This is a genomic window from Nocardia iowensis, from assembly GCF_019222765.1.
In the GTDB taxonomy this organism is placed as follows: Bacteria; Actinomycetota; Actinomycetes; order Mycobacteriales; family Mycobacteriaceae; genus Nocardia; species Nocardia iowensis.
The window spans coordinates 2,788,113-2,810,323 of sequence record NZ_CP078145.1 but is presented as its reverse complement, the minus strand read 5'-3'; the positions used below and the strand labels follow the sequence as shown (position 1 = coordinate 2,810,323).

The following is a 22,211-nucleotide window of genomic DNA, read 5'->3' as shown; positions in this document are numbered from 1 at the left end:
GCGGGCAGAAGGACGGACACCATGTTGCAACTCATCGCGGGAGAATTCAGCATCCTCGCCAACGACGTCCTCGACGTCGGCCGCGCGATCGTCGACCTCATCCAGGACGCCATCGACCTGAGCACGCCACGCAACAACCGGCCTGGTGGCGGCGGGGATTACCCGTTCTCCTGACCCGCTCCAGCGGCCGCACGGCCACCGTCAGGCGATCTCTTCGATCTTGGCGGCCAGCTCGGCCCCGGTCAGCGGCTCGCGAGCGATGACGGCAATGGTGTCGTCGCCCGCGATGGTGCCGACGATATACGGCAGCGCGGCCCGGTCCAGTGCGCTCGCCAAGTAGTGTGCGGCACCGGGCGGCGTGCGCAGCACGGCGATATTGCCGCTGGCGTCGGTGGACACCAACAGGTCGCCGAGGAGCTTGGCGAGGCGATCGGTGCCGCCGGTGACACCCCTGATGGGGTTGCCGTCCTCGGGGACCACATAGACGCCCGCACCACCGTCGGCGGCGCGCAGCTTCACCGCGCCGAGCTCGTCGAGGTCACGCGAGAGGGTGGCCTGGGTGGTTTCGATACCCTCGGCGGACAGCAGCGCCGCCAGCTCGGTCTGGCTGCGCACCGCGTGCGCCGTCAGCAGCTCGACGATGCGAGACTGCCGCCCGGCCCGCGTGCGGGCGATCTCCGGACCGGCCTTGCCCGGCTCACTCACGACTGCGCCTCGCTAACGCTCGGCTCCGTCGTGCGTGCGCACACTGTGTCGATGGTTCGCTCGCTACGCTCCCTCACGACTGCGCCTCGCCAACGCTCGGCTCCGTCGTGCGTGCGCACACTGTGTCGATGGTTCGCTCGCTACGCTCCCTCACGCCCCACCATCACTTCTCTTGGCCAGCAACCACACCAGCAGCGCCTTCTGCGCGTGCAGCCGGTTCTCCGCCTCGTCCCACACCACGCTGTGCGGACCGTCGACCACCTCGTCAGTGACCTCCTCGCCACGATGGGCGGGCAGGCAGTGCAGCACGACGGCGTCCGGCTGCGCGTATCCGAGCAGGGCGCTGTTCACCTGGAACGGGCGGAACGGACCGACTCGGTCCAGGCCGTCGTTCTCCTGGCCCATCGAGGTCCAGGAATCGGTCACCAGTGCGTCCGCGCCATCGGCCGCCGCGATCGGATCATCGGTCAAGGTGATAGTGGCGCCGGTCTCGGCGGCACGCTTGCGAGCCGCTTCCACGATCCACGGCAGCGGCTCGAACCCCTCCGGCGCCGCGATGGTGACGTTCAATCCCGCGGTGACGCCGCCGAGCAGCAGCGAGTGCGCCATATTGTTGGCGCCGTCGCCGAAGTAGGTGAGGTTGCGCCCCACCAGGTTTCCCTTGCGTTCGGCGAGGGTCTGCAGGTCGGCGAGCACTTGGCACGGGTGGAACTCGTTGGACAGCGCGTTCACTATCGGAACCGTTGCGGTGACAGCCATTTCGTCGAGCCGGTACTGCTCGAAGGTGCGCCACACGATCGCATCGACGTAGCGCGACAGCACCCTGCCCGTGTCGCCGAGGGTTTCCTCGCGGCCGAGCTGGGTGTCGCGTCCGTCCACCACCACCGCGTGCCCGCCGAGCTGGGCGATGCCCATCTCGAAGGAGAACCGGGTGCGGGTGGAGTTCTTCTCGAAGATCACCCCAACGCCGCGCGGACCCTCCAGCGGGCGCTGCGAGAACGGCACGCGCTTGAGTTCGGCTGCGAGGGTGAGGATTTCGGCTTGCTCAGCCGGGCTCACATCGTCGTCGCGGAGGAAATGCCGGACTACCGGTGCTGATGTCCCCGCACCGTGTGCTGAAGTCATTGCGCCGCAGCCTCCTTCGCGTCTTGGGTCGCCGCGTCCAGAATGTCCGGCAGATCGGCGACGAAATTGTCGGCTTGCGTTTCGGTGAGGATCAGCGGCGGCGCCAGCCGAATGACGTTGGGCTTGGCCGGATTCACCAGATATCCGGCGGCCCGCGCGCGTGCTTCGACCTGGGCGGACACGTCGTCGGTGAGCACGATCCCGAGCAGCAGCCCGGCCCCGCGCACCTGGTCGATCAACGGATGCTCCAGCAATTCGATGCCGTCGCTGAGCCGCTTGCCGACCGACTCCACGTGTGCGAGCAGGTCCTGCTCGTCGATGGTGCGCAGCACCGCGAGCGCGGCCGCCGCACAGACCGGGTTGCCACCGAAGGTGGTGCCGTGCAGGCCGGGCGTGAGCAGCTCGGCGGCCTGGCCGGTGGCCAGCACCGCGCCGATCGGCAGTCCGCCGCCGAGCCCCTTGGCGAGGGTGATCACGTCGGGCACGATGCCGACGGCCTGGTGCGCGTAGAACTTTCCGGTCCGGCCGATGCCGGTCTGCACCTCGTCGAGCACCAGCAGCGCGCCGTGCCGCGCGGTGATCTCGCGGGCCTTGGCCAGGTAGTCGAACGGTGGAACGACAACGCCGCTCTCGCCCATCATCGGCTCCAGGAACACCGCGGCGGTGTCCTGGTCGACCACCGCTTCCAACGCGGCGGCGTCACCGTAGGGCACGTGCACGACACCGGGCGGCATCGGCTCGAACGGCGCCCGCTTCGCCGCCTGTCCGGTGAGCGCGAGCGCGCCCATCGTCCGGCCGTGGAACGCCTCGTCGCAGGCGATGATCTTGCGCCGTCCGGTCAGCCGCGCGATCTTGAACGCGGCCTCGTTGGCTTCGGTGCCGGAGTTGCAGAAGAAGGCTCTTCCGCTGTGTCCGGCCTCGGAGGAGCCGTCGCCGAAGTGCGCGAGCAGCCGCTCGGCCAATTCGATGGCCGGTTCGTTGGCGTAGAGATTGGAGACGTGGCCGAGCGTGCCGAGCTGCTGGGTGACCGCCGCCAGGATCGCCGGGTGCGCGTGACCGAGGCTGTTGACCGCGATGCCGCCGAGGAAATCGAGGTAGCGGTTGCCGTCCGCGTCGTAGACCACCGCGCCCGCGCCGCGCACCAGCGCGATCTTGGGGGTGCCGTAGTTGTTCATCATGGCGGCGGACCACCGTTTCCGCAGTTCTTGGTCTGTGCTCATTGTCGCGTTCCGTCCAGCGAGCCTGCCCCATTCGAGGACGGGACAGGCGTCACCATCGTTCCGATTCCTTCTCCGGTGAACAGTTCCAGCAGCACGGCGTGCGGGACGCGCCCGTCGATGACGTGCGCGGTCGGCACCCCGCCTTGTACGGCGCGCAGGCAGGCTTCCATCTTGGGCACCATGCCCGCATCCAGGCGCGGCAGCAACTCCGCGAGTGCCGCGGTATCGATGCGGGTGATCAGCGAGGACCGGTCGGGCCAGTCGGTGTAGAGGCCTTCGACGTCGGTCAGCACCACCAGTTTCTCGGCGCCGATACCCTCGGCGAGCGCGGCGGCGGCGGTGTCGGCGTTGATGTTGTGCACCACACCGTCGATGTCCGGCGCGATGGTCGACACCACCGGGATGCGGCCGGCGTCGATCAGGTCGAGCACGGCGTCCGGGTTCACCTCGGTGACGTCGCCGACCAGTCCGATGTCGGTCGGCTCGCCGTCCACCTCGACCATCCGGCGGGTCGCGGTGAACAGGCCCGCGTCCTCACCGGAGATGCCGACCGCGTACGGGCCGTGCGCGTTGATCAGTCCGACCAACTCGCGACCGACCTGCCCGAACAGCACCATGCGCACGACATCCATCACCTCCGGCGTGGTCACCCGGAAGCCGCCGCGGAATTCTCCTTGCAGGCCGAGCCTTTTCAGCATGGCGCTGATCTGCGGGCCGCCGCCGTGCACCACCACCGGGTGCACGCCGACGGTGCGCAGGAACGCCATATCGGCGGCGAACGCCCGCTCGAGTTCCGCGTCGACCATCGCGTTGCCGCCGAACTTCACGACCACGATCTTGTCCCGGAACTTCTGCAGCCAGGGCAGCGCGTCGGCCAGGACGTGTGCCTTGTCCAACGCCGAAAGCTCGTGGCCGAGTTGGCTTGTCATGAGCTGTAGGCCGAATTCTCTTCGACGTAGCCGTGCGAGAGGTCGGTGGTGCGGATGGTGGCCGCGGCGTCACCGACGTTCAGGTCGATCAGCACCTCGATGTCGGCGCCGGACAGGTCGACGTCCCGGGCGCCCGGTGCACCGACGCCGTCGACACACACCGGGTTTCCGTTGAACGACACCGAGATCCGATTCGGATCCAGGGTGACCGGTGCCATGCCGACCGCGGCCAGCACCCGACCCCAGTTCGGGTCGGAACCGAAAAGTGCTGTCTTGACCAGACTGTCGCGGGCGACGGTGCGCGCGGCGGCCACCGCCTCGTCTTCGCTGACCGCGCCCGCGACGGTGACCAGTACCCGCTTGGTGACGCCCTCGGCGTCGGCCATCAGCTGGGCGGCCAGGTCGTCGCAGACCGCGAGAACGGCGGCATCCAGCTCGGACTGGCTCGGGGTGACCTCGCTGGCGCCGTTGGCGAGCAGCAGCACGGTGTCATTGGTGGAACAGGAGCCGTCGACGTCGAGGCGGTCGAAGGTGCGCTTCGTTGCGTTGCGCAGCGCCTGATCCAGTTGGTCTGCGGTGGCAGCGGCATCGGTGGTGAGTACCACCAGCATGGTGGCCAGCGACGGGGCGAGCATGCCCGCGCCTTTGGCCATGCCGCCGACGTTCCACTTGTCGCGGTGGTGGAATGCCGCTTCCTTGGGCACCGTGTCGGTGGTCATGATGGCGTGGGCCGCGTCCAGTCCGCCGGACAGGCCGCCGCCCATCTCGTGCACGATCTCGGTGATCGCGGGGACCAGCTTGTCCATCGGCAGCCGGTCGCCGATCAAACCCGTTGAGCAGACGGCGATCTCACCGGCACCGGTCTCCGAACCCCAATTACTCAGTGCGGCAGCGAGTTCTTCGGCGGTCTTGTGCGTGTCCTGGAAACCACCTGGCCCGGTGCACGCGTTCGCACCACCGGAATTGAGGATCACCGCGCGCAGCCGTCCGCCGGTCAGCACCTGCTGCGACCACAGCACGGGGGCGGCCTTCACCTTGTTGCGGGTGAATACGCCCGCCGCCGCGTACTCCGGGCCCTCGTTGAAAACCAGTGCCAGGTCCGGCTTTCCGCTGGCCTTGATGCCCGCGGCGATGCCAGCGGCACGGAAGCCGAGCGGGCCGGTGACGCCCTGGTTCCGCACCAGCTTGCCGGTGTCGCTCGATGTCGCGGCGGATGTCGTCACGGTGCCACTCCTACGGTGGAAAGTCCTGCGGTCTCGTCGAATCCGACGGCCAGGTTCATGGATTGCACCGCGGCGCCCGCGGTGCCCTTGGTCAAGTTGTCGATCGCGCCGATCACCACGAGCAGGCCCGCGGCGGCATCCACCGCCACCTGCAAAGTGACGGCGTTGGAACCGAGCACCGCACCGGTCTGCGGCAGCGCGCCTTCCGGCAGTAGGTGCACGAAAGGTTCGTCGGCGTAAGCCTTTTCGTAGACGGCACGGGCCTGCTCGGCGTCCACCTTGACGGGTGCGGTGCAGGTCGCCAAAATGCCGCGCGGCATCGGCGCCAGCACCGGGGTGAACGACACGGCGACGTCCATCCCACCGGCGGCCTTCAGGTTCTGCGCGATCTCCGGCGTGTGCCGGTGCGCGCCCGCGATGCTGTACGCCCGCGCCGAACCCATCACCTCGGAACCGAGCAGACCGACGTCGAGCTTCCGACCCGCGCCCGAAGTACCGCTCACCGCAACGACATTCACGGTCGGTTCGATGATTCCCGCCGCGACCGCGGGGGCGAGCGCGAGACTGGCCACGGTCGGGTAGCAGCCGGGCACCGCGATCCGGGTGGCGCCGCGCAGCTTGTCCCGCCCGCCGGGCAGCTCGGGCAGGCCGTACGGCCAGCTGCCCGCGTGCGCGCTTCCGTAGTACTTCTCCCACGCTTGCGCGTCGGTCAGCCGGAAGTCGGCGCCACAATCGATGATCACCGTCGACGCGGGCAGCTGCGCGGCGATGGCCGCGGACTGCCCGTGCGGCAGGCCGAGAAACACCACATCGTGCCCAGCCAGCTCGTCGATGTTCGTCGGCGCGAGCACACGGTCCGCCAGTGGCAGCAGCTGCGGCTGCAATTCGCCGAGCGCGCTGCCCGCATTCGCGCCCGCCGTCAACGCCCCGATCACCAGGCGCCCCGCGCGATACGCCGGATGCCCCAGCAGCAGACGCAACACTTCCCCGCCCGCGTACCCACTCGCCCCGGCCACCGCGACCCGCAACACGGGCCCGGTCGGTTCCGGCGCGTGCACCGAATCAACCATGTGATGATTATGCACGACTATGCAAGCTCATTCACAAGGTGGTCCCCAACGATTCGGTCGCACGGCGAAACCCAACACTTCCTGGCCTTGATACCCGAGCAGGCGGGCTGCAAACACCCACTCAACTGCGCGGTCGCCATGCGCTATCATTAGAACATGCGTTCGAACGGAGCCTTTGAGGAGCAGGTCAGCGCCCTGGAGCGGGCGGTCGCGGGGCTGCGCGGGCTCGACGTTTCGCGGGCTACCGAGGAGGAGTTGGTGGATCTGTTGGATCGGCTGGAATCGGGGGCTCGGATGCTGGCGGGGCTTATCGGGCGGGTGGCTTATCGGCTTCGGCAGCTGCGGGATCTGGCGTAGCGGCGAGGTGCAGTTCGGACGGTTCGATGGCTAGCAGGCTGTGTAGACCGGATTCGCCCTTCGGGGTGACGCGGATGGCGCGGCCGGTGCCGACTCGGGTGATCCACTCGAGTTCGTGGAGGCGGCGGCAGAGCTGCGCTCCGGCGGCGCCGCCGAGATGAGTGCGGCGTTCGGTCCAGTCGAGACAGGGGCGTGCGAGGGGACGGCGGGTGTTGTGCAAGGCGGCGGGGCGGACCCCCAGTGGGCCGGTCAGCCAGGCCAGACCCGCTTCGGTGAGGGCGAAACCGCCGTCTTGGTCCAGGAGAGCTCGGTTGATCATGGCGTCGGTGATGGCCACGCCGAGGCGGCCCGCCAAGTGGTCGTAGCAGGTGCGGCCGCGAGCCAACGCCGCGGCGGCGGTCGAGGTGCGGAGATTGGTCACGACCGGACGGGGTGGGTCGAGATGGGTGACCATCGACTCCAGCAGTTCGGCCACCTGCGGGCCCGCCAGTTGGACATAGCGGTGGCGACCCTGCCGACGTTCGACGAGCAGGCCGCCGTCGAGGAGGCGGTTCAGATGTTCGGTCGCGGTGGAGGGGGCAACGCCGGCGTGCCGGGCGAGTTCCCCCGCGGTCCAGGCGCGGCCGTCGACGAGTGCGAGGCACATGTCGGCGCGGGTGCGGTCGGCGAGCAAGGCGGCCAGACCGGCTAATTCGGCTCCACGAGATGACACCACCCCATGATGGTGCGCGATTGTTTCGGCGGCGACCGAAACGACCCGGGGATACGGTCACGGCATGAATCGGACAGTTCCTGAGATCACCGATCCCGATCAGGTGCGCGCCACCTTGATCGGCGCACCGGTGCCCGCCGTGCCGTCGGTGGCCGCACCGGTCGGCATCGCTTGGCTGCGCGCCCATGTGCCTCGCTTCTGCGATGGCGCCGAGCACCAGCGGCTGCGCGCACTGGTCACCGCGGAGCTGGACCGCCTCTCCCCTGCCGATCTGCGCGAGCGGGCGCGCATTGCCGACGGCCCGCTGCCCCATGTCCGCGCATTGGCGCAAGCCCTTGGAATGCAAGACATTTCCGTGGATGCAGTGGCGCTGGTCGCTGCCCACTATCAGCCGTTCGAGCCCGATGACCCCGCAGCCGACGAAGCCGTGGCGGCATTGGTGGCGGCCTGCGGCGGTGCGGCCGACGATGCCACGGCGGCACGAATCTGCCTGCTGGTGCAGGCTTGTGCCGCGACAAGCGCACTGGTCACCAACGCTCGACAGCTGGACGCGGACGGCACCGCCGAGGAGATCATCGCGCGCACCATGACCGAGAACCCGCCGCTTCGCTCGACCAGACGGGTCGTCGACGGCGAGGTCGTCGAGCTCGACATGCGGCACCCCGGCCTCGGTTTCGGTGCGGGCCCGCATGCTTGCCCCGGTCGAGAACATGCCATCGCCATCGCCGCCGGAATCATCGAGGGGTCCAAATGAACAAGACGAAGGTCTTCCACGAACTGCACCACGGCGACGGTCCCCTGGTCCTGCCCAACGCCTGGGACTTCGGCTCCGCGGCTGTCCTTGCGGCCGAAGGGTTTCCGGCGATCGGCACCACCAGCCTCGGCGTTGCCGTCGCAGCGGGACTCCCGGACGGAGCCGGAGTCACCGGCGAGGCGACCCTGGCGCTGGCCCGCTTGCTCGCCCGACTGCCGGTGCCGGTGACGGTCGACATCGAAGGTGGCTTCAGCGAAAGCCCCACCGCTGTAGGCGAATACACGGCCCGATTGGCCGAACTCGGTATCGCCGGAGTCAATCTGGAGGACGGCCGCACCGAAACCGCACTGGCCGAGCCGGATCACCAGTCCGAGCTGATCGCGGCGATCAAGACGCGCACACCGGAGCTCTTCGTCAATGCCCGAGTAGACACCCACTGGCTGAAGCTGGACACCGACGCCACCCTCGCCCGAGCCGAGCAGTACACCGCGGCAGGCGCCGACGGCATCTTCGTTCCCGGACTCACCGATCCCGACGAAATCGGCAGGCTGGTCGCCGCGATCCCACTGCCCGTGAACATTCTGTACTCACCGACCGGCCCATCCCTCGCAACCCTCACCGACCTGGGCGTCCGCCGAGTCAGCACCGGTTCCCTGCTGTACCGCACCGCATTGGCAGCGGCCGTCGAAGCCGCCCGCGCCGCCCGCGACGACACACCCCTCCCCCGCCAACCCCCCACCTACGCCCGAATCCAAGCCCTAACCTGACTCACGAACGGGACATGGCGGAGTTAAACGCCATCCCGGGAATCGGTGGGTGTCGATTCTTCGGGGGGTGGTTCGTGTAGAGGGTGAAGGCGACAGCGGGTCGCCCTTTCCGAAGGAGCAGACATGGACAGAATCACCGCCGTTCCGACCAACGTCACCTACTTGCGCGGATGAGGAGGGAGCAACCGATGAAGCAATACCTGCTCAGCATCTACCAGCCCGACGGCGACGACGTGCCCGACAATATCGACGAGATCATGCGTGATGTCGACGCGGTCAACACCGACATGCGGGCCGCGGGCGCCTGGGTGTTCGCGGCGGGACTGCATGCCCCGAGCACCGCGACGGTGGTGCGCGCCAAGGACGGTGACGTGCTGGTCACCGACGGCCCGTACGTCGAAGGCAAGGAGCACATCGGCGGGTTCACCATCATCCGAGCCGCCGATCTCGACGAGGCGCTGAAGTGGGGGCGCCGACTGGCCGAGGCGATCACCCTGCCGATCGAGGTCCGCCCACTGCAGGACGGCGTATGCACGTAGCCGTGACCACGGCGGTGATCGAAGAAGTGTTCACCGAACACTACGGCCGCGCGGTCGCCAGCCTGGTCCGCGTCTTCGGTGACATCGGTGTCGCCGAAGACGCGGTGCAGGACGCGTTCACGGCCGCGGTGGCGCGCTGGCCCGCCGACGGACTACCGCCGAGCCCGCCGGGCTGGATCATCACCACTGCCCGAAACCGCGCGATCGATCGGCTCCGCAGGGAGGCCGCTCGCGCCGACCGGCACGCACAGGCCGCGTTGCTGCACGCCGACAACGAACCCGCGGCGGAGGGCGCGGTGCGCGACGACCGACTGCGCCTGATCTTCACCTGCTGCCACCCCGCGCTGGCCCGCACCGCGCAAGTGGCGCTGACCCTGCGGCTGCTCGGCGGGCTGACCACCGCCGAGATCGCCCGCGCTTTCCTGACAACGGAATCGACTATGGCGCAACGACTTGTCCGCGCCAAGGGCAAAATTCGTGACGCCCGCATCCCCTACCGAGTGCCCGCCGACGCCGACCTCCCGGCCCGGCTGCCCGCCGTCCTCGCCGTCATCTACCTGATTTTCACCGAAGGCCACACGGCCACCTCCGGCGAACGACTCGTCCGCGCCGACCTGTGTGCCGAAGCGATCCGCCTCGGCCGGCTGCTCACCGAGCTCATGCCCGACGAGCCGGAAGCCGCCGGGCTACTCGCCCTCATGCTGTTGACCGAGGCACGCCGAGCCGCTCGCATCAGCACGGATGGATCCCTGGTGCCGCTACCGGAACAAGACCGCGGCCGGTGGGACCGAAAGCTCATCGCGGAGGGCCACACCATCGTCCGAGAGTGCCTGCGCCGCAACCAACCTGGGCCATATCAGATCCAAGCCGCCATCAACGCCGTACACACGGACGCACCGATCGCGGCGGCCACCGACTGGCCGCAGATCGTTCGGCTCTATGACCAGTTGTCCGCGCTCGCGCCGAGCCCGATCGTGGCGCTGCACCGAGCGGTCGCGATCGCCGAGGTGGACGGACCCGAGGTGGCACTGGCGCTACTCGACGATCTCGCTCTCGAAAAGTACTACCTGTACCACGCGATTCGAGCCGATCTCCTCGAACGCCTCGGCCGCACAACGGAAGCCGCGCTCGCTTTCGAGGCGGCCATCGCCCGTACCCAGAATGCCGCCGAGCAAGCGTTCCTCATGCGCCGGCGCGCATCGATGGGCGACCGCGGCTGAGTGCCGCCTACCCGGCGACCGCCCCCGCCGTTTCGGGCGGTCCAGCCTTCTCGACGCCGCATATCGGCCAGCAACTCCCCTTTGTTGACTACCATCAATACCAGCGGCTGATGGCCGAAAGGGGTTCGCCATGTTCGAACGATTCTCCGATCAGGCCCGCCGGGTCATCGTGCTGACGCAGGAGCAAGCGCGCGAGCACGGCCACGACTTCATCGGCGCCGAGCACATGCTGCTGGCCATCCTCCGCGCCTGCGAGATCGGCTCCGCCGCCACCACGGCGCGCGCCCTGGCGCAGCTGGGCATCGATCCGGCGGCGGCGCGGGCCAAGATCGCGCTGACGCACGGACCATCGGAACCCAGCGCGACCGGCAACATCCCGTTCACCCAGCAGGCCAAGAAGGTGCTGGAGAACAGCCTGCGGGAAGCCCAGGCGCTCAACCACGCGCATATCGAACCGTCCCACCTGCTACTCGCCCTGACCAGCGTCGCCGCCGACGACCCCGATACGCCGCTCGGCACCGCCCGCGCCACGCTCGGCTTCTCGCACGACGACCTGCGCAAAGCCTTACGGACCGTCACGGAGTCCAGGGACGAAGTCCCCGAAGCACTGCCCTACTCGCCGCAGGCCACCACGGCACTGGCCCGCGCCGACGTCGAAGCACGCGAATCCGGTAGTTCCAGCATCGATGCCGGGCACGTCCTGCTCGGCCTCCTCACGGTGGACGACGAGATAGTGCATCCCGCACTACGCGCGCTGGGCGTCGATCCGCAGCAGCTCACCGCCGAAGTACTTGCCCGGCAACCCCGACGCGACTGACCGAACAGCCACTACGGCCGAGCACCCCTAGTGCTTCTGCACCACTCGTTCCCCCTGGCCCGGCTTCCAGATGGTGATCTCCAAGTGGTCGCCGACCGCTTCGACAGAGGAGGCGCTGCTCAGGTCGGCGGTGTAGAAGTGGTCGAAATCCTTGCCACGGATATCGAACCCGGTCTCATCGAAGAGTTGTTGCGCGAACCGCACATGGACATCCTTGTCGGGCAGGTCCACGACGGTGCCGAACAGTTTGGCGTCACCGTCGCCGACCATCGTGTCGACGGTGGCGGTGTGCAGGCAGAACCGCGGGTCGCGTGCCAGGTCGCGAAACTTGGTGGTGCCCGGCATACCAACGATCACCAGCATGCCCTCGAAGATTCGCGGTTCCACCGGGCTGATCCGCGGGAATCCGTCCGAACGGAGTGTGCCGAGCATGCAGAGGTTGCCGGTGGCGGTGTGCCTGCGCACGAAGATCTCGGAGATTCGCGGGGCTTCTGCGGTGAACTGGCTCCAGGTGGTCATGTCGTCGACAGTACGACCCAACCTTGACATCTTCTGTCACGTTTTCTGGCTAATCTCGAACCATGCGAGCAAGTCGATTGGTGCAGCTGCTACTGATCCTGCAAACGCGCGGGCGGTCCACGGCGGGTGAGCTCGCGAAGGAGCTCGAGGTGTCGGTGCGCACCGTCTATCGCGACGTTGAGGCGCTGTCGGCGGCGGGCGTGCCGGTGTACAGCGAGCCGGGCCGGGCGGGTGGCGTGCAGTTGGTGGACGGCTACCGCACGCGATTGACCGGCTTGACCACCGACGAAGCCGACGCGGTGCTGCTCGCCGGATTGCCCGGCGCCGCAGCCGATCTCGGTCTCGGCACGGTGCTGGCGACAGCGCAACTCAAAGTGCTCGCCGCGCTGCCGCCCGAATTACGCGGTCGGGCAACCCGAATCGCCGAACGGGTGCACATCGACGCGCCGGGCTGGTTCCACCGCCACGACGAGACGCCCACGCTGAACACCGTCGCCGACGCGCTCTGGCACGACCGCAGGCTGCGGGTGCGGTACGGGCGCAAGGACAAAATCGTCGACCGCCAACTGGATCCGCTCGGCCTGGTGATGAAGGCGGGCACCTGGTATCTGGTCGCACGGGACGGCGCGGCGGTCCGCTCCTACCGGGTCAGCAGAATCATCTCCGCCGAGCCGACGGGTGAATCCTTCGACCGCCCCTCGGATTTCGACCTGTCGGCGCATTGGTCAACGGCGGCGGACGATTTCGCGCAATCGATGCTGCGTGTGCGCGCCCGCTGCCGAGTCGCCGCCTCGCATGTGCGGCTGCTGCGGTTGGTGAATGATCCGGCCGCGTTCGCGGCGGCGTTGGCCTCGGCGACCGAGCCCGATGCCGAGGGGTGGGTCGAGCTGACCGTGCCCTCGGAGTCGTACGAGGTGCTCGCCTCCGGCCTGCTGCCCCTCGGCGAGTACGCCGAAGTGCTCGAACCACCCGAACTACGGGCGCGGCTGGCGGAAACAGCCGCGCGGATGCACGCGCGCTACAACACGACCACCTCTTAGGACAGCTCCGTTCCTAATGGCCTGCCATTCTGGACCACATGTTGGAGACCTCGGCGCGGCTGCTCAAACTCCTCGCCCTGCTGCAGACGCACCGCGACTGGACCGGAGCCGAACTGGCCGAACGTCTCGGCGTCACCGGTCGAACGGTGCGCCGCGACGTCGACCGGCTGCGCGAGCTCGGCTATCCCGTGCACGCCACCCAGGGCACCGGCGGCTACCGGCTCGGCGCGGGCGCGGCGCTGCCGCCGTTGCTGCTCGATGACGACGAAGCGGTCGCGGTGGCGGTCGGCCTGCGCAGCGCGTCCGATGGGACGGTGGCCGGGATCGAGGAGTCGTCGCTGCGCGCACTGACCAAATTGGAGCAGGTTCTCCCGCCACGGCTACGCCACCGAGTCCGCACCTTGCGTGGCGCCACCCTCCGGGTCGGCACCCCTGGCGACGCGGTCGAGCCGGACACCCTGATGGCCGTCGCCGAAGCCTGCCAGCGCCACGAACGCCTCCGCTTCGACTACCGCGCACATGACGGCGCAACCAGCCGCCGCGAGGTGGAGCCGCACACCCTGGTCCACTTCAGCCGCCGCTGGTACCTGGTCGCCTGGGACGTCGACCGCGCCGACTGGCGCACCTTCCGCGCCGACCGCCTCACCCCGCGCATCCCCACCGGCCCCCGCTTCACCCCCCGCGAACCGCCGGAAGGCGATGTCGCTGCCTACCTTTCGAAACAACTCTCCACCGGCGCCTGGCCGCACCGGGCCACCGTCCTGCTGCACAAATCCGCCGAAGCCGCCACCGACAACATCTGGCCCGGCATGGGCGCCCTGGAACCGGTCGACGCCGACACCTGCCAGCTCCACCTGGGCGCCGAGACCCCCGAAGCCCTGGTCTGGATGATCACTGCGGTAGACATCGACTTCACCCTGCTGACCGGTCCCCCAGAACTGGTCGCCGCCTTGCGAATCCAAGCCACCCGCTGTAGCCGCGCGTTGCGCAACTTTCCCCAGTAGCGCACACGCCTTCCTCAGCAGCTCCAGTCGAGCACGGGGGCAAGGGATTTGGCCTGAACCGAGGCAGGGATCAGGCGTACGACGGTGTTACGCAGGGCCACCGCAGGAGACCACGACAGCTGGGCGATGGTGCCGATCCGGCGGGAGCGCGCGGCGATCATCTGGGTGCGAGGGCGGCGTTGTTTGTCGTAGCGGGAAAGGTCGGGATCTTCGGTGGCCACTCGGGCGAGAACGACGGCGTCTTCGAGCGCCTGGCAGGCGCCCTGGCCGAGATTCGGAGTCATGGCGTGGGCGGCGTCGCCGAGCAGCGCGATGCGGTCGGCGACATAGGTTTTCAGGGCGGGGATGTCGTAGAGATCGTGTTTGAGGACAGCGGATTCTTCGGCGGACGCGAGCAGGGTCGGAATCGGGTCGTGCCAGGCGCCGAAGCGGCGGCGCAGCTCGGCCAGGCCGCCGCCGGGCGTGCCCGCTGGCATGTTGGCGGTGGCGAAGCAGTAGACGCGGCCGTCCGAGAGGGCCCCGAAGCCGAAACGTTCGCCGCGGCCCCAGCTTTCGCCGATGCCGGTGATCGGCTTGGTGGGTGTGACCACCAGTCGCCACGCCGTGTAGCCGCTGTAGCGAGGGACGATGTCGCCACAGACCGCGCGGCGCACGACGCTGTTGATGCCGTCGGCGCCGACAACCAGGTCGCCGGTGCAGCTTCCGGCGGAGTGCACCACGGTGCCGTCGGTGCGCGCCTCGGTCACCGAGATGCCGGGGCGCAGTGCCGCTTCCGGGAGTGCGCTGCGCAGGACGTCCAGCAGGTCGGCCCGATGCATCATGATCGGGCTGCCGAATCGTGCGCGGACGGTGTCCGCGTCGACACGGGAGAGCCACCGTCCCTTGCTGTCCCGGATCCCGGCCGAGCCCTCTTCGACCGCCCGGGCCCGCACCTCGTCGCCGAGGCCGAGCGCGTCCAGGGCGCGAAGCGCGTTCGGCCACAGGGAAAGTCCCGCACCGACCTCGGTGATGCTGGGCGCCCGCTCCAGCACTTCCACCGCCCAGCCGTGCCGGGTCAATGCGACGGCGGTGGCCAGACCGCCGATGCCGCCGCCGACGATGATCGCCTTGGACATCGGGCAACTCCTCCCTCTCGGATCGTCACGAGCGTAAGCCGTGGCGCGGCGATCCGATGCGCCCGATGCCCGCGACGCTCAGCTGACGATCGCGAACAGAATCGCCGCTACCGCGAAACTCACCACCGACAGGATCGTTTCCAGCACGGTCCAGGTTTGCAAAGTCTGCTTCACGGTCAGATTGAAGAACTTCGCGATGATCCAGAAGCCGCCGTCGTTGACGTGGCTGAGGATGATCGAGCCCGCGGCAATGGCCATGGCGATCAACGCGATCGACATCTGCGAATAGTTGTGGCTCGCCACCAGCGGCGCGACGATGCCGCCGGTGGTGACGATCGCGACCGTCGCCGAGCCCTGCGCGATGCGCAGCCCACAGCTGATGATGTACGCGAGCACGATCACCGGCAGCCCGGCCGCCGACATGGTGTCGGCCAAAGCGGTGCCGATTCCGGTGGCGGAGATGACCTTGCCGAAGAAGGCGCCCGCGCCGACCACCAGCAGCAGCATCCCGACCGGCCGCAGCGATTCCGCGGTGAGCTGGCTGAGCTCCTGCACGGTGGACCCGCGCCGCACCCCGAGCAGGTAGAACGCGATGAGCACCGCGATGAGCAACGCCACCGCGGGCGTGCCGAAGAACGTCAGCACCTGCAACAGCTGAGAGTCCTTGTCCAACATCTGGGTACCGAAGGTGGCGCCGAGAATCAGCACCAGGGGGACGGCGATGATCGCGCCGATCAGCCCGACCGACGGCGGTGCGGCGGTGACGGTCTTCGTGGCGACGCCACCCGATCCGTCGGCGTCCCGCTCCCCCTCATCGGGAGCGGGTGCCGTCTCGTCCTCCTTGCGAACGAGGAATTCGTCCGGCACCTCGACGTGGATCCGCTTGCCGATGTAGCTGCCCCACACGATGCCCGCGGCGACGAATCCCGGCAGGCCGCAGACGAATCCCATGAGGATCAGCCAGCCGAGACTCACCCCGAGCAGACCACCCAGCGCCACCGGCCCGGGGTGCGGCGGCAGGAACGCGTGCGTCATCGACAGTCCGGCCAGCATCGGCATCGCGTACAGCACCAGCGAACGTCCACCACGCTTGGCGGCCACGTAGATCAGCGGCGCCAGCACGAAGATGCCGATGTCGAAGAACACCGGGATGCCGAAGATGAGACCGAGCAGGCCCATCGCGACCGGGGTGCCCTTCTCGCCGAACAGGTTCAGCAGCTTGCCGGTCAATACATCGGCGCCACCGGATCGTTCGAGGATCGCGCCGAGCACCGTGCCGAGGCCGATGATCACGGCGATGTGACCGAGGATGCCACCGAATCCGGTCTCCAGCAGTGAATCACCGGCCTTGATCGCGGTGCCGACGATCTTCGACACCGGTAGCCCGGCGGCGAGCGCCAGCGCGAGTCCGGTGAGCAGCAGCGCGATGAACGGCTCCAGCTTGACCTTGATGATGGCGAACAGCAGCACGGCGATTGCGAGCCCGCAGAGCACAAGCAGCCCCGGGGTGGTGGTGCGCAGCCAGTCGACGGTTGCACCCATGGGTGGACCTCTCAATTCATGGATCGAACGAACGATGCCGCGCGGGTGGCGATTTCGGACCAGCGGCCCGCGGCGACATCGGAAGGGGCGACAACGTCGGTGCCCGCCGTGACGGCGACAGCGCCCGCGGCAAGGAATTCGGCGGCATTGCCCGCGTTGACGCCACCGGAAGGGATGAGCGCCACATCGGGGAAAGGACCACGCAGGTCCTTCAGGTAACCGGGGCCGAGGGCCCGAGCGGGGAAGATCTTCACCGCGGCCGCACCGAGTTCGAGGGCGGTGAGCACCTCACTCGGCGTGAAAGCCCCCATCACGACCGGGATGTCGTGCCGTGCGGCCACCGCGGCGACATCGACCCGCAGGCCGGGCGTCACGAGGAATTGCGCGCCGCTATCGATGGCGGCTTTGGCTTGCTCCCCGGTGAGCACGGTGCCGACGCCGAGCACGGCACCTTCGGCGGCGGTGGCCGCGGCCAGATAGCCGAGTACACCAGGTGTGGTGAAGGTGAGCTCGAGCGCCCGAATACCGGACGAGGCAAGCGCTTCGGCTAGGGCGACCGGGTCCGGAACCTCCGGAGCGCGAACCACGCTGAGCACGCGATCGGCCCGGATGACCGCCATGGCTGAGTTATTCGGCGGTGGGGTGGTCAATATGTCTCCTTCCGCGAGGCGTCCATCCGCAACGCGCGACCGGCGAGAGTGCCGGTTGGCGTGCCGTTTTCGATGGCGAACTCGCCGTTGACCAGGACGTGCCGGATACCGCGCGCCTGCTGTTTCGGGTGGTCGAAGGTCGCGGCATCCGCGATGGTGGCCGGGTCGAACACGACCAGATCGGCGGCGTACCCGGTGCGTACCCGGCCGCGATCGCGCAGCCGCAACCGATCGGCGGGTCGGCCGGTCAGGTGGTGCACGCAGTCCTCGAGTTCGAGCACGCCGAGGTCGCGGACATAGTGGCCGAGATAGCGCGGGAAAGTGCCCCAGGCGCGCGGGTGCGGCCGGGCCGGCGCGAGCAGCGCGTCGCTGCCGCCCATGTGCCCGGGGTGCACCATGATGGCGCGCACGTTCTCCTCGTGCCCGACGTGCTGCAGGATGCTGGTCGCGAGCTGGTCGCGGCGCAGCAGGTCGAAGAACACCTCGACCGGGGCCATCCCGCGCTCGGCGGCGATCTCGTCCACCCGCTTACCGACGTACTCGTCCAGTTCCGCGTTGCCGACGCCGCTGATTTGGATGGTCTCCCATTCGACGGTGACGCCGTGGCAGCCGTCGGACCCGTTCACGTTCACATCCGCGGCTATTCGCGCACGCGTCGCAGGATCGTCGAGGCGGGCGAGTGCCGCGTCCGGCCCGCCGGACATGGCCCAGCTCGGCAGCAGCGCCGACAATGTCGTCGCGCCAGGCAGATACGGGTAGGTGTCCAGCGTGATGTCGCAGCCCTCGGCGCGGGCCGCGTCGATCAAGGCCAGGAATTCCGGTGCGCGGCCGCGATTCACGTGGAAGTTCATGGTGGCGTGGGTGAGGTGCAGCGCGCATCCGGTGGTCCTGGCCAGCGCGATCATCTCCGCGTATGCCTCGAGCGCGCCCGCACCGTAGGAGCGGGTGTGCGGCGCGTAGAACCCGCCGAACTCGGCGACCACCTCGCACAGTGCGGCCAATTCTCCGGTGTCGGCGTACATTCCGGGCGTATAGGTGAGCCCGCTGGACATGCCGACCGCGCCCTCGCTGAGTCCCTGCCTGAGCAGTTCCCGCATGCGCTGGATCTCGTCCTCGGTCGCCGGGCGCTGATCCGCGCCGACCACGAGCAGCCGCAGCGTCCCCTGCGGCACGAGGTAGGCGGCATTGGGCGTGATTCCCCGGTCGAGCCGATCCAGGTACTCGGCCACGGTGCGCCACGCGAAGTCGAGATCGGTGGGATTGCCGTTCCACCCGGCGATTTGCCGCCGCACCACGGCGAGGGTGGCGTCATCGATCGGGGCGTAGGACAGTCCGTCCTGCCCGATGACTTCGGTGGTGATGCCCTGGCTGATCTTCGGGAAGTGCCCCGGCTCGGTGAGCAGATGCAGGTCCGAATGAGCGTGCATGTCGATGAAACCCGGGCACAGCACCGCGCCCGGCCTCGCATCGATGATCCGGTCGGCGGCGGCAATGCTGCCCGGGTCGGCGATTCGGGTGATCCGCCCCTGTTCGACGAGCACGTCACCGCGCACCCGCGGCGCACCGGTGCCGTCGACGATGTCGATATCGCGAAAAAGTATGTCGGTCATGGTCATCGGCTCGTCAGAAGAACGTGTGCAGGAAGTCGACGACCCGCGGCGACGGTGCGTCGGCGTCATCGATCACCGGGACGAGCCGCCATTTGTCGAAGGCGGTGCACGGATGGGAGAGGCCGAGCCGCACCACCGCGCCGACCGGCAGCCGGGTGTCCGCGGGCAGGCGCAGGAACGTGTGCTGGTCATTGAGCGCGGATACGGTGGCGGCCGGGTCGAGCGGCGAACCTTCCGGTCCCGCAACGCGTTGCGGGACCGGAAGACCCTCATCGAAGGGCAGATCGCGCCTGCCCGCGTCCAGCAGCGCCAATTCCGGCTCCGGGCGGGAAAGGACGCGCGCCCAGCCGTGCATGGCCGAACGGAGTGGCTTGGCACTGTGCGCCGCGGTGAACGGCGAGATGCCCGCGTAGAAGCCGTCGTCGTGAATGATGTACGCCCCGGAACGCAGTACGACCGAGGTCGGAATCCCGTGTGCGCCTTCTTCATCGGCGAGGGCGGCCAGGCGCTCGACGACCAGATCCGGGTAAGCGCTGCCGCCCGCGGTCACGATCGCACTGTCCGAATATCGTCCGGCGGCGGCGAGTTCGCGGTGCAGGCGAGCGAGTTCATCGAGGTAGTGGCGCACCGTGTCGGTAGCCGCCGGTGTGCGGTCGTGCGCGAGCGCGCCCTCATAACCACCGACTCCGGCGAGCGTCAGCCGGGCGGCCTCGGTCACCGCGGCCGCGACGGCGTGCGCCTGTTCGACGGTGCGGGCCCCGGTACGGCCGTGTGGCCCACCGAGTTCGACCAGGACGCGCACCCGGGCCGAGCCGGGGGCCGAGCGCAAGTGCTCGTCCATCAGCGCGACCGTCTCGACGCTGTCCGCCCAGCAGACGAACTCGAAGGCCGGATCATTCGCCAATTCCGCCGCGACCCAGTGCAATCCGACGGGATCGACGAGCGCGTTGGCCAACAGCACGCGGCCGACGCCGAACGAACGGGCGACCTGCACCTGCCAGATGGTGGCCAGCGTGATCCCCCAGCTGCCCGCCGCCAGCTGTTGCGCCCACAGTTGCGGCGCCATCGTCGTCTTGCCGTGGGGCGCGAGCTGCACGCCCGCGGCGCTCGCCCAGTCGGCCATAACGGCGACATTCGCCTCCACCGCCGACCGGTCGATGGTCAGCAGCGGCGTCTCGAACTGATCGAGACGCGGTGCGGTGGCGAGGAATTCACGCACGGTGCGACCCCAGGCAGCAGGCGGCAGCCCTTTATGCTCCGGACCGAGCATCCGGTCTCCGAGTCCTGCTACGACGTCGTCGTCGATCGCCACGGCGTTCCTTCCCGCGAATTCACAGCTCAGGCATAGCCTTTTGCTATTGCATATTTTGCAATGCTTGTTGCGCATCGTGTTTCGTGTGGCTATTCTGCACGTGATGGCCGGTGGCCGCAAGCACAGGAGGGAGATCGGTGTGACGTGGCCTACGTCGACCCGCCCACGGGCGGTAACCGTCGGCGAGGGACTTGCCGTGCTGGTGGCACAGCCGGGCCCGCTGGAGGAGTCGGAGACCTTCGAGCGGACCGCGGGCGGCGCGGAGGCGAATGTGGCCACCGTGCTGCCGCAACTGGGCGTCGAGACCGCGTGGCTGTCGCGAGTCGGCGATGACGGGTTCGGCCGATACCTGGTGGCCCACCTCGCCGAACGCGGGGTCGATGTGTCGGCGGTCGTCACCGACCCCACCCGGCCGACCGCGGTGTACGTCAAGGAGCGCGGCAGCGGCTCGGGCAAGGCGACCGACCTGGCCGAGCGGGTGAGCCGAATGCTGTACTACCGCACGGGTTCCGCGGCAAGCGCGCTCTCGCCCGCCGACTTGGCCGCGACTGCGGCGGCCCGGCTGCTCGCGCAGTGCGACCTGGTCCACTTCACCGGCATCACCACCGCGCTGTCGGAGTCGGCGACCGAACTCACCGAGGCGCTGCTGACCCTCCCCCGCCCCGGCAGGCTGGTGAGTTTCGACCTGAACTTCCGGCCCGCGCTGTGGGCCGGGCGCATCGAGGCCGCCGCCGAGGTGCTCGCGCGCCACGTGCGCGGCTGTGACGTGGTCTTCCTCGGCGCCGACGAAGCCGGTGCGGTATTCGGCACCGACGACGCCGACGCATTGCGCGCGCTGTTCCCGGAACCGAACCAGCTCATCGTCAAGAACGATGCGCACACGGTCACCGGGTTCGCCGGTGACCAGCGCGTCGAGGTGCCCGCGCTCGGGCTGGAGGTCACCGAACGGATCGGCGCGGGCGATGCGTTCGCAGGCGGCTATCTCGCCGCGCTGCTGCACGGCAGGCCATTGGCACAGCGGCTGCGATTCGGGCACCTGTGCGCCGCCGCCGCACTGACCGGCACCGGTGACGGCGCCGAGCTGCCCGCCCCCGCGATCTTGGAGCAACTTGCCGCCGTGGACGAAAATGCTTGGGCCGAGCTGCATTACAACAACACCGTCATCCAGAATGTGGCCTCATGAGTCACCTTGAAGTCAGCGAGACGCAGTCATGAGTCAGAGTTTGTCGCGCGCGTTGACCATTCTCGTTGCCCTTGGCGAGGATTCGCGATCGTTGGACCAGCTGGCCACCCAGCTCGGCGTGCACAAGTCGACAGTGCTGCGGCTGCTGCAGACGATGGAGGCGCAGCGCTTCGTCACCCACGACAGCCAGCACCGATACGTGCTCGGGTCGCGACTGTTCGAACTGGCCAACCGCACCCTGGAGCAGCGCGATGTGCGCACCCTCGCGCGGCCGCACCTGAGCGCCTTGAACGCCGACACCAAGCAGACGATCCATCTGGCCACCTACGAGTCCGGCGACGTCATCTACATCGACAAACTCGACGCCACCCAGAGCGTGCGCATGTACTCCCGAGTGGGCCGTCCGGCGCCGCTGCACTGCACCGCCGTCGGCAAGGTGCTCATCTCGTCGCTGCCCCGCCCGGAATGGCGGACCATCGCCGAGAAGATCGACTACCACCCGTTCACCGAACGAACCATCCGCACCCCCGAGCGCTACCTGGCCGAGCTGGAAAAGGTTGCCGCCCTCGGCTATGCGGAAGACCACGAGGAACACGAGAGCTTCGTCAACTGCATCGGTGTTCCGGTGCGCAACGGCACCGGCGCGGTGGTCGCCGCGGTCTCCATGTCGGTGCCGGACATGCTGCTCGACCACGACCAGGTATTGGCCGAACTGCCGCGGGTTCGCGCCGCTGCCGACGCCATCTCCGCCGAACTCGGCTGGATTCCCGGCCGAACCACCGCCACGAAAGGCTGACC

General features: G+C 68.6%; 24 protein-coding genes. 11 read left to right on the top strand and 13 right to left on the bottom strand.

Translation table 11 applies throughout. The annotated features are described in order from the left end of the window. Window positions 1-21 precede the first annotated feature (21 nt). A complete protein-coding gene (locus tag KV110_RS12930) occupies window positions 22-174 on the top strand; it encodes a hypothetical protein (protein WP_218476213.1) in 153 nt (50 codons plus the stop codon). A 27-nt stretch (window positions 175-201) separates the two neighbouring features. Here the strand turns inward: KV110_RS12930 and KV110_RS12925 are convergent, their stop codons facing one another. The 6 genes from KV110_RS12925 to argC form a co-directional block, all read right to left on the bottom strand. Then, complete coding sequence (locus KV110_RS12925; RefSeq protein ID WP_246634502.1) at window positions 202-705, bottom strand: arginine repressor; 504 nt, start codon at window positions 703-705, stop codon at window positions 202-204. A gap of 150 nt (window positions 706-855) precedes the next feature. After that, window positions 856-1,830, bottom strand: coding sequence for an ornithine carbamoyltransferase (gene argF, locus KV110_RS12920; protein WP_218476212.1), 975 nt, complete (start codon window positions 1,828-1,830; stop codon window positions 856-858). Continuing rightward, window positions 1,827-3,050, bottom strand: coding sequence for an acetylornithine transaminase (locus KV110_RS12915; protein WP_218476210.1), 1,224 nt, complete (start codon window positions 3,048-3,050; stop codon window positions 1,827-1,829). The genes argF and KV110_RS12915 overlap by 4 nt, the downstream gene beginning before the upstream one ends. Further along, window positions 3,047-3,979 carry an acetylglutamate kinase gene (gene argB, locus KV110_RS12910; RefSeq protein ID WP_218476209.1) on the bottom strand — a complete coding sequence of 311 codons (933 nt, stop codon included), beginning with the start codon at window positions 3,977-3,979 and terminating at the stop codon, window positions 3,047-3,049. Before argB ends, KV110_RS12915 begins: the two co-directional genes overlap by 4 nt. Then, complete coding sequence (gene argJ / locus KV110_RS12905) at window positions 3,976-5,202, bottom strand: bifunctional glutamate N-acetyltransferase/amino-acid acetyltransferase ArgJ (protein ID WP_218476207.1); 1,227 nt, start codon at window positions 5,200-5,202, stop codon at window positions 3,976-3,978. Before argJ ends, argB begins: the two co-directional genes overlap by 4 nt. After that, window positions 5,199-6,272, bottom strand: coding sequence for an N-acetyl-gamma-glutamyl-phosphate reductase (argC, locus tag KV110_RS12900; RefSeq protein WP_218476205.1), 1,074 nt, complete (start codon window positions 6,270-6,272; stop codon window positions 5,199-5,201). Before argC ends, argJ begins: the two co-directional genes overlap by 4 nt. 156 nt (window positions 6,273-6,428) lie before the next feature. Here argC and KV110_RS41770 point away from each other — a divergent pair, with 156 nt between their 5' ends. Next, window positions 6,429-6,629: a hypothetical protein gene (locus tag KV110_RS41770; protein WP_218476203.1), complete on the top strand. Its 201-nt coding sequence runs from the start codon at window positions 6,429-6,431 to the stop codon at window positions 6,627-6,629. Here KV110_RS41770 and KV110_RS12890 read toward each other — a convergent pair. Next, window positions 6,580-7,341: an ArsR/SmtB family transcription factor gene (locus KV110_RS12890; RefSeq protein WP_246634501.1), complete on the bottom strand. Its 762-nt coding sequence runs from the start codon at window positions 7,339-7,341 to the stop codon at window positions 6,580-6,582. The two genes, KV110_RS41770 and KV110_RS12890, sit on opposite strands and share 50 nt — an antisense overlap. Before the next feature lie 64 nt (window positions 7,342-7,405). On the opposite strand from KV110_RS12890, the gene KV110_RS12885 reads away from it, so the two are divergent. The 5 genes from KV110_RS12885 to KV110_RS12865 all read left to right on the top strand — a co-directional run bounded on the left by KV110_RS12885 (window position 7,406) and on the right by KV110_RS12865 (window position 11,438). Next, window positions 7,406-8,095: a cytochrome P450 gene (locus KV110_RS12885; RefSeq protein ID WP_218476201.1), complete on the top strand. Its 690-nt coding sequence runs from the start codon at window positions 7,406-7,408 to the stop codon at window positions 8,093-8,095. After that, window positions 8,092-8,862, top strand: coding sequence for an isocitrate lyase/PEP mutase family protein (locus KV110_RS12880; protein WP_218476199.1), 771 nt, complete (start codon window positions 8,092-8,094; stop codon window positions 8,860-8,862). The genes KV110_RS12885 and KV110_RS12880 overlap by 4 nt, the downstream gene beginning before the upstream one ends. Window positions 8,863-9,050: 188 nt before the next feature. Further along, window positions 9,051-9,401: a YciI family protein gene (locus tag KV110_RS12875; RefSeq protein WP_218476197.1), complete on the top strand. Its 351-nt coding sequence runs from the start codon at window positions 9,051-9,053 to the stop codon at window positions 9,399-9,401. Next, a complete protein-coding gene (locus KV110_RS12870) occupies window positions 9,392-10,621 on the top strand; it encodes an RNA polymerase sigma factor (RefSeq protein WP_218476195.1) in 1,230 nt (409 codons plus the stop codon). Before KV110_RS12875 ends, KV110_RS12870 begins: the two co-directional genes overlap by 10 nt. Window positions 10,622-10,751: 130 nt before the next feature. Then, complete coding sequence (locus KV110_RS12865) at window positions 10,752-11,438, top strand: Clp protease N-terminal domain-containing protein (protein ID WP_218476193.1); 687 nt, start codon at window positions 10,752-10,754, stop codon at window positions 11,436-11,438. A 27-nt stretch (window positions 11,439-11,465) separates the two neighbouring features. On the opposite strand, the gene KV110_RS12860 is transcribed toward KV110_RS12865, so the two are convergent. Next, a complete protein-coding gene (locus tag KV110_RS12860) occupies window positions 11,466-11,957 on the bottom strand; it encodes a pyridoxamine 5'-phosphate oxidase family protein (RefSeq protein ID WP_218476191.1) in 492 nt (163 codons plus the stop codon). 62 nt (window positions 11,958-12,019) lie between these two features. On the opposite strand from KV110_RS12860, the gene KV110_RS12855 reads away from it, so the two are divergent. Together KV110_RS12855 and KV110_RS12850 are read left to right on the top strand one after the other, a co-directional pair. Then, complete coding sequence (locus KV110_RS12855; protein ID WP_218476189.1) at window positions 12,020-12,997, top strand: helix-turn-helix transcriptional regulator; 978 nt, start codon at window positions 12,020-12,022, stop codon at window positions 12,995-12,997. A 38-nt stretch (window positions 12,998-13,035) separates the two neighbouring features. Beyond that, window positions 13,036-14,001, top strand: coding sequence for a helix-turn-helix transcriptional regulator (locus KV110_RS12850; RefSeq protein ID WP_218476188.1), 966 nt, complete (start codon window positions 13,036-13,038; stop codon window positions 13,999-14,001). 14 nt (window positions 14,002-14,015) lie between these two features. Here KV110_RS12850 and KV110_RS12845 read toward each other — a convergent pair whose 3' ends face one another. The 5 genes from KV110_RS12845 to KV110_RS12825 form a co-directional block, all read right to left on the bottom strand. Next, window positions 14,016-15,116: an FAD-dependent monooxygenase gene (locus KV110_RS12845; protein ID WP_218476186.1), complete on the bottom strand. Its 1,101-nt coding sequence runs from the start codon at window positions 15,114-15,116 to the stop codon at window positions 14,016-14,018. Window positions 15,117-15,194: 78 nt separating this feature from the next. Beyond that, entirely contained in the window at window positions 15,195-16,658 is a 1,464-nt protein-coding gene (locus tag KV110_RS12840) for a GntP family permease (protein WP_218476185.1), read from the bottom strand. An 11-nt stretch (window positions 16,659-16,669) separates the two neighbouring features. Beyond that, the gene (locus KV110_RS12835; RefSeq protein WP_218478413.1) at window positions 16,670-17,278 is read right to left on the bottom strand and encodes a bifunctional 4-hydroxy-2-oxoglutarate aldolase/2-dehydro-3-deoxy-phosphogluconate aldolase; all 609 of its coding nucleotides are present in this window, start codon (window positions 17,276-17,278) and stop codon (window positions 16,670-16,672) included. 26 nt (window positions 17,279-17,304) lie between these two features. Beyond that, entirely contained in the window at window positions 17,305-18,918 is a 1,614-nt protein-coding gene (locus tag KV110_RS12830) for an N-acyl-D-amino-acid deacylase family protein (protein ID WP_218476183.1), read from the bottom strand. A 13-nt stretch (window positions 18,919-18,931) separates the two neighbouring features. Continuing rightward, the gene (locus tag KV110_RS12825) at window positions 18,932-20,188 is read right to left on the bottom strand and encodes a type III PLP-dependent enzyme domain-containing protein (protein ID WP_246634726.1); all 1,257 of its coding nucleotides are present in this window, start codon (window positions 20,186-20,188) and stop codon (window positions 18,932-18,934) included. A gap of 127 nt (window positions 20,189-20,315) precedes the next feature. On the opposite strand from KV110_RS12825, the gene KV110_RS12820 reads away from it, so the two are divergent. Both KV110_RS12820 and KV110_RS12815 read left to right on the top strand, forming a co-directional pair. Further along, window positions 20,316-21,413, top strand: coding sequence for a sugar kinase (locus KV110_RS12820; RefSeq protein WP_246634500.1), 1,098 nt, complete (start codon window positions 20,316-20,318; stop codon window positions 21,411-21,413). Between the two features lie 28 nt (window positions 21,414-21,441). Next, window positions 21,442-22,209 (top strand): IclR family transcriptional regulator, encoded by a 768-nt coding sequence (locus KV110_RS12815; RefSeq protein ID WP_218476179.1) that lies wholly within the window; start codon window positions 21,442-21,444, stop codon window positions 22,207-22,209. The last annotated feature ends 2 nt before the right edge of the window (window positions 22,210-22,211 follow it).

What these genes read in the sequence shown, in the direction of transcription:
- KV110_RS12865 (WP_218476193.1), top strand. Translation starts at nt 10,752, where the DNA reads ATGTTCGAACGATTCTCCGATCAGGCCCGCCGGGTCATCGTGCTGACG.
- KV110_RS12915 (WP_218476210.1), bottom strand. Translation starts at nt 3,050, where the DNA reads ATGAGCACAGACCAAGAACTGCGGAAACGGTGGTCCGCCGCCATGATG.
- KV110_RS12860 (WP_218476191.1), bottom strand. Translation starts at nt 11,957, where the DNA reads ATGACCACCTGGAGCCAGTTCACCGCAGAAGCCCCGCGAATCTCCGAG.
- KV110_RS12830 (WP_218476183.1), bottom strand. Translation starts at nt 18,918, where the DNA reads ATGACCGACATACTTTTTCGCGATATCGACATCGTCGACGGCACCGGT.
- KV110_RS12885 (WP_218476201.1), top strand. Translation starts at nt 7,406, where the DNA reads ATGAATCGGACAGTTCCTGAGATCACCGATCCCGATCAGGTGCGCGCC.
- KV110_RS12825 (WP_246634726.1), bottom strand. Translation starts at nt 20,188, where the DNA reads ATGCTCGGTCCGGAGCATAAAGGGCTGCCGCCTGCTGCCTGGGGTCGC.
- argF (WP_218476212.1), bottom strand. Translation starts at nt 1,830, where the DNA reads ATGACTTCAGCACACGGTGCGGGGACATCAGCACCGGTAGTCCGGCAT.
- argB (WP_218476209.1), bottom strand. Translation starts at nt 3,979, where the DNA reads ATGACAAGCCAACTCGGCCACGAGCTTTCGGCGTTGGACAAGGCACAC.
- KV110_RS41770 (WP_218476203.1), top strand. Translation starts at nt 6,429, where the DNA reads ATGCGTTCGAACGGAGCCTTTGAGGAGCAGGTCAGCGCCCTGGAGCGG.
- argC (WP_218476205.1), bottom strand. Translation starts at nt 6,272, where the DNA reads ATGGTTGATTCGGTGCACGCGCCGGAACCGACCGGGCCCGTGTTGCGG.
- KV110_RS12855 (WP_218476189.1), top strand. Translation starts at nt 12,020, where the DNA reads ATGCGAGCAAGTCGATTGGTGCAGCTGCTACTGATCCTGCAAACGCGC.
- KV110_RS12875 (WP_218476197.1), top strand. Translation starts at nt 9,051, where the DNA reads ATGAAGCAATACCTGCTCAGCATCTACCAGCCCGACGGCGACGACGTG.
- KV110_RS12815 (WP_218476179.1), top strand. Translation starts at nt 21,442, where the DNA reads ATGAGTCAGAGTTTGTCGCGCGCGTTGACCATTCTCGTTGCCCTTGGC.
- KV110_RS12850 (WP_218476188.1), top strand. Translation starts at nt 13,036, where the DNA reads ATGTTGGAGACCTCGGCGCGGCTGCTCAAACTCCTCGCCCTGCTGCAG.
- KV110_RS12880 (WP_218476199.1), top strand. Translation starts at nt 8,092, where the DNA reads ATGAACAAGACGAAGGTCTTCCACGAACTGCACCACGGCGACGGTCCC.
- KV110_RS12835 (WP_218478413.1), bottom strand. Translation starts at nt 17,278, where the DNA reads ATGGCGGTCATCCGGGCCGATCGCGTGCTCAGCGTGGTTCGCGCTCCG.
- KV110_RS12930 (WP_218476213.1), top strand. Translation starts at nt 22, where the DNA reads ATGTTGCAACTCATCGCGGGAGAATTCAGCATCCTCGCCAACGACGTC.
- KV110_RS12840 (WP_218476185.1), bottom strand. Translation starts at nt 16,658, where the DNA reads ATGGGTGCAACCGTCGACTGGCTGCGCACCACCACCCCGGGGCTGCTT.
- KV110_RS12845 (WP_218476186.1), bottom strand. Translation starts at nt 15,116, where the DNA reads ATGTCCAAGGCGATCATCGTCGGCGGCGGCATCGGCGGTCTGGCCACC.
- KV110_RS12870 (WP_218476195.1), top strand. Translation starts at nt 9,392, where the DNA reads ATGCACGTAGCCGTGACCACGGCGGTGATCGAAGAAGTGTTCACCGAA.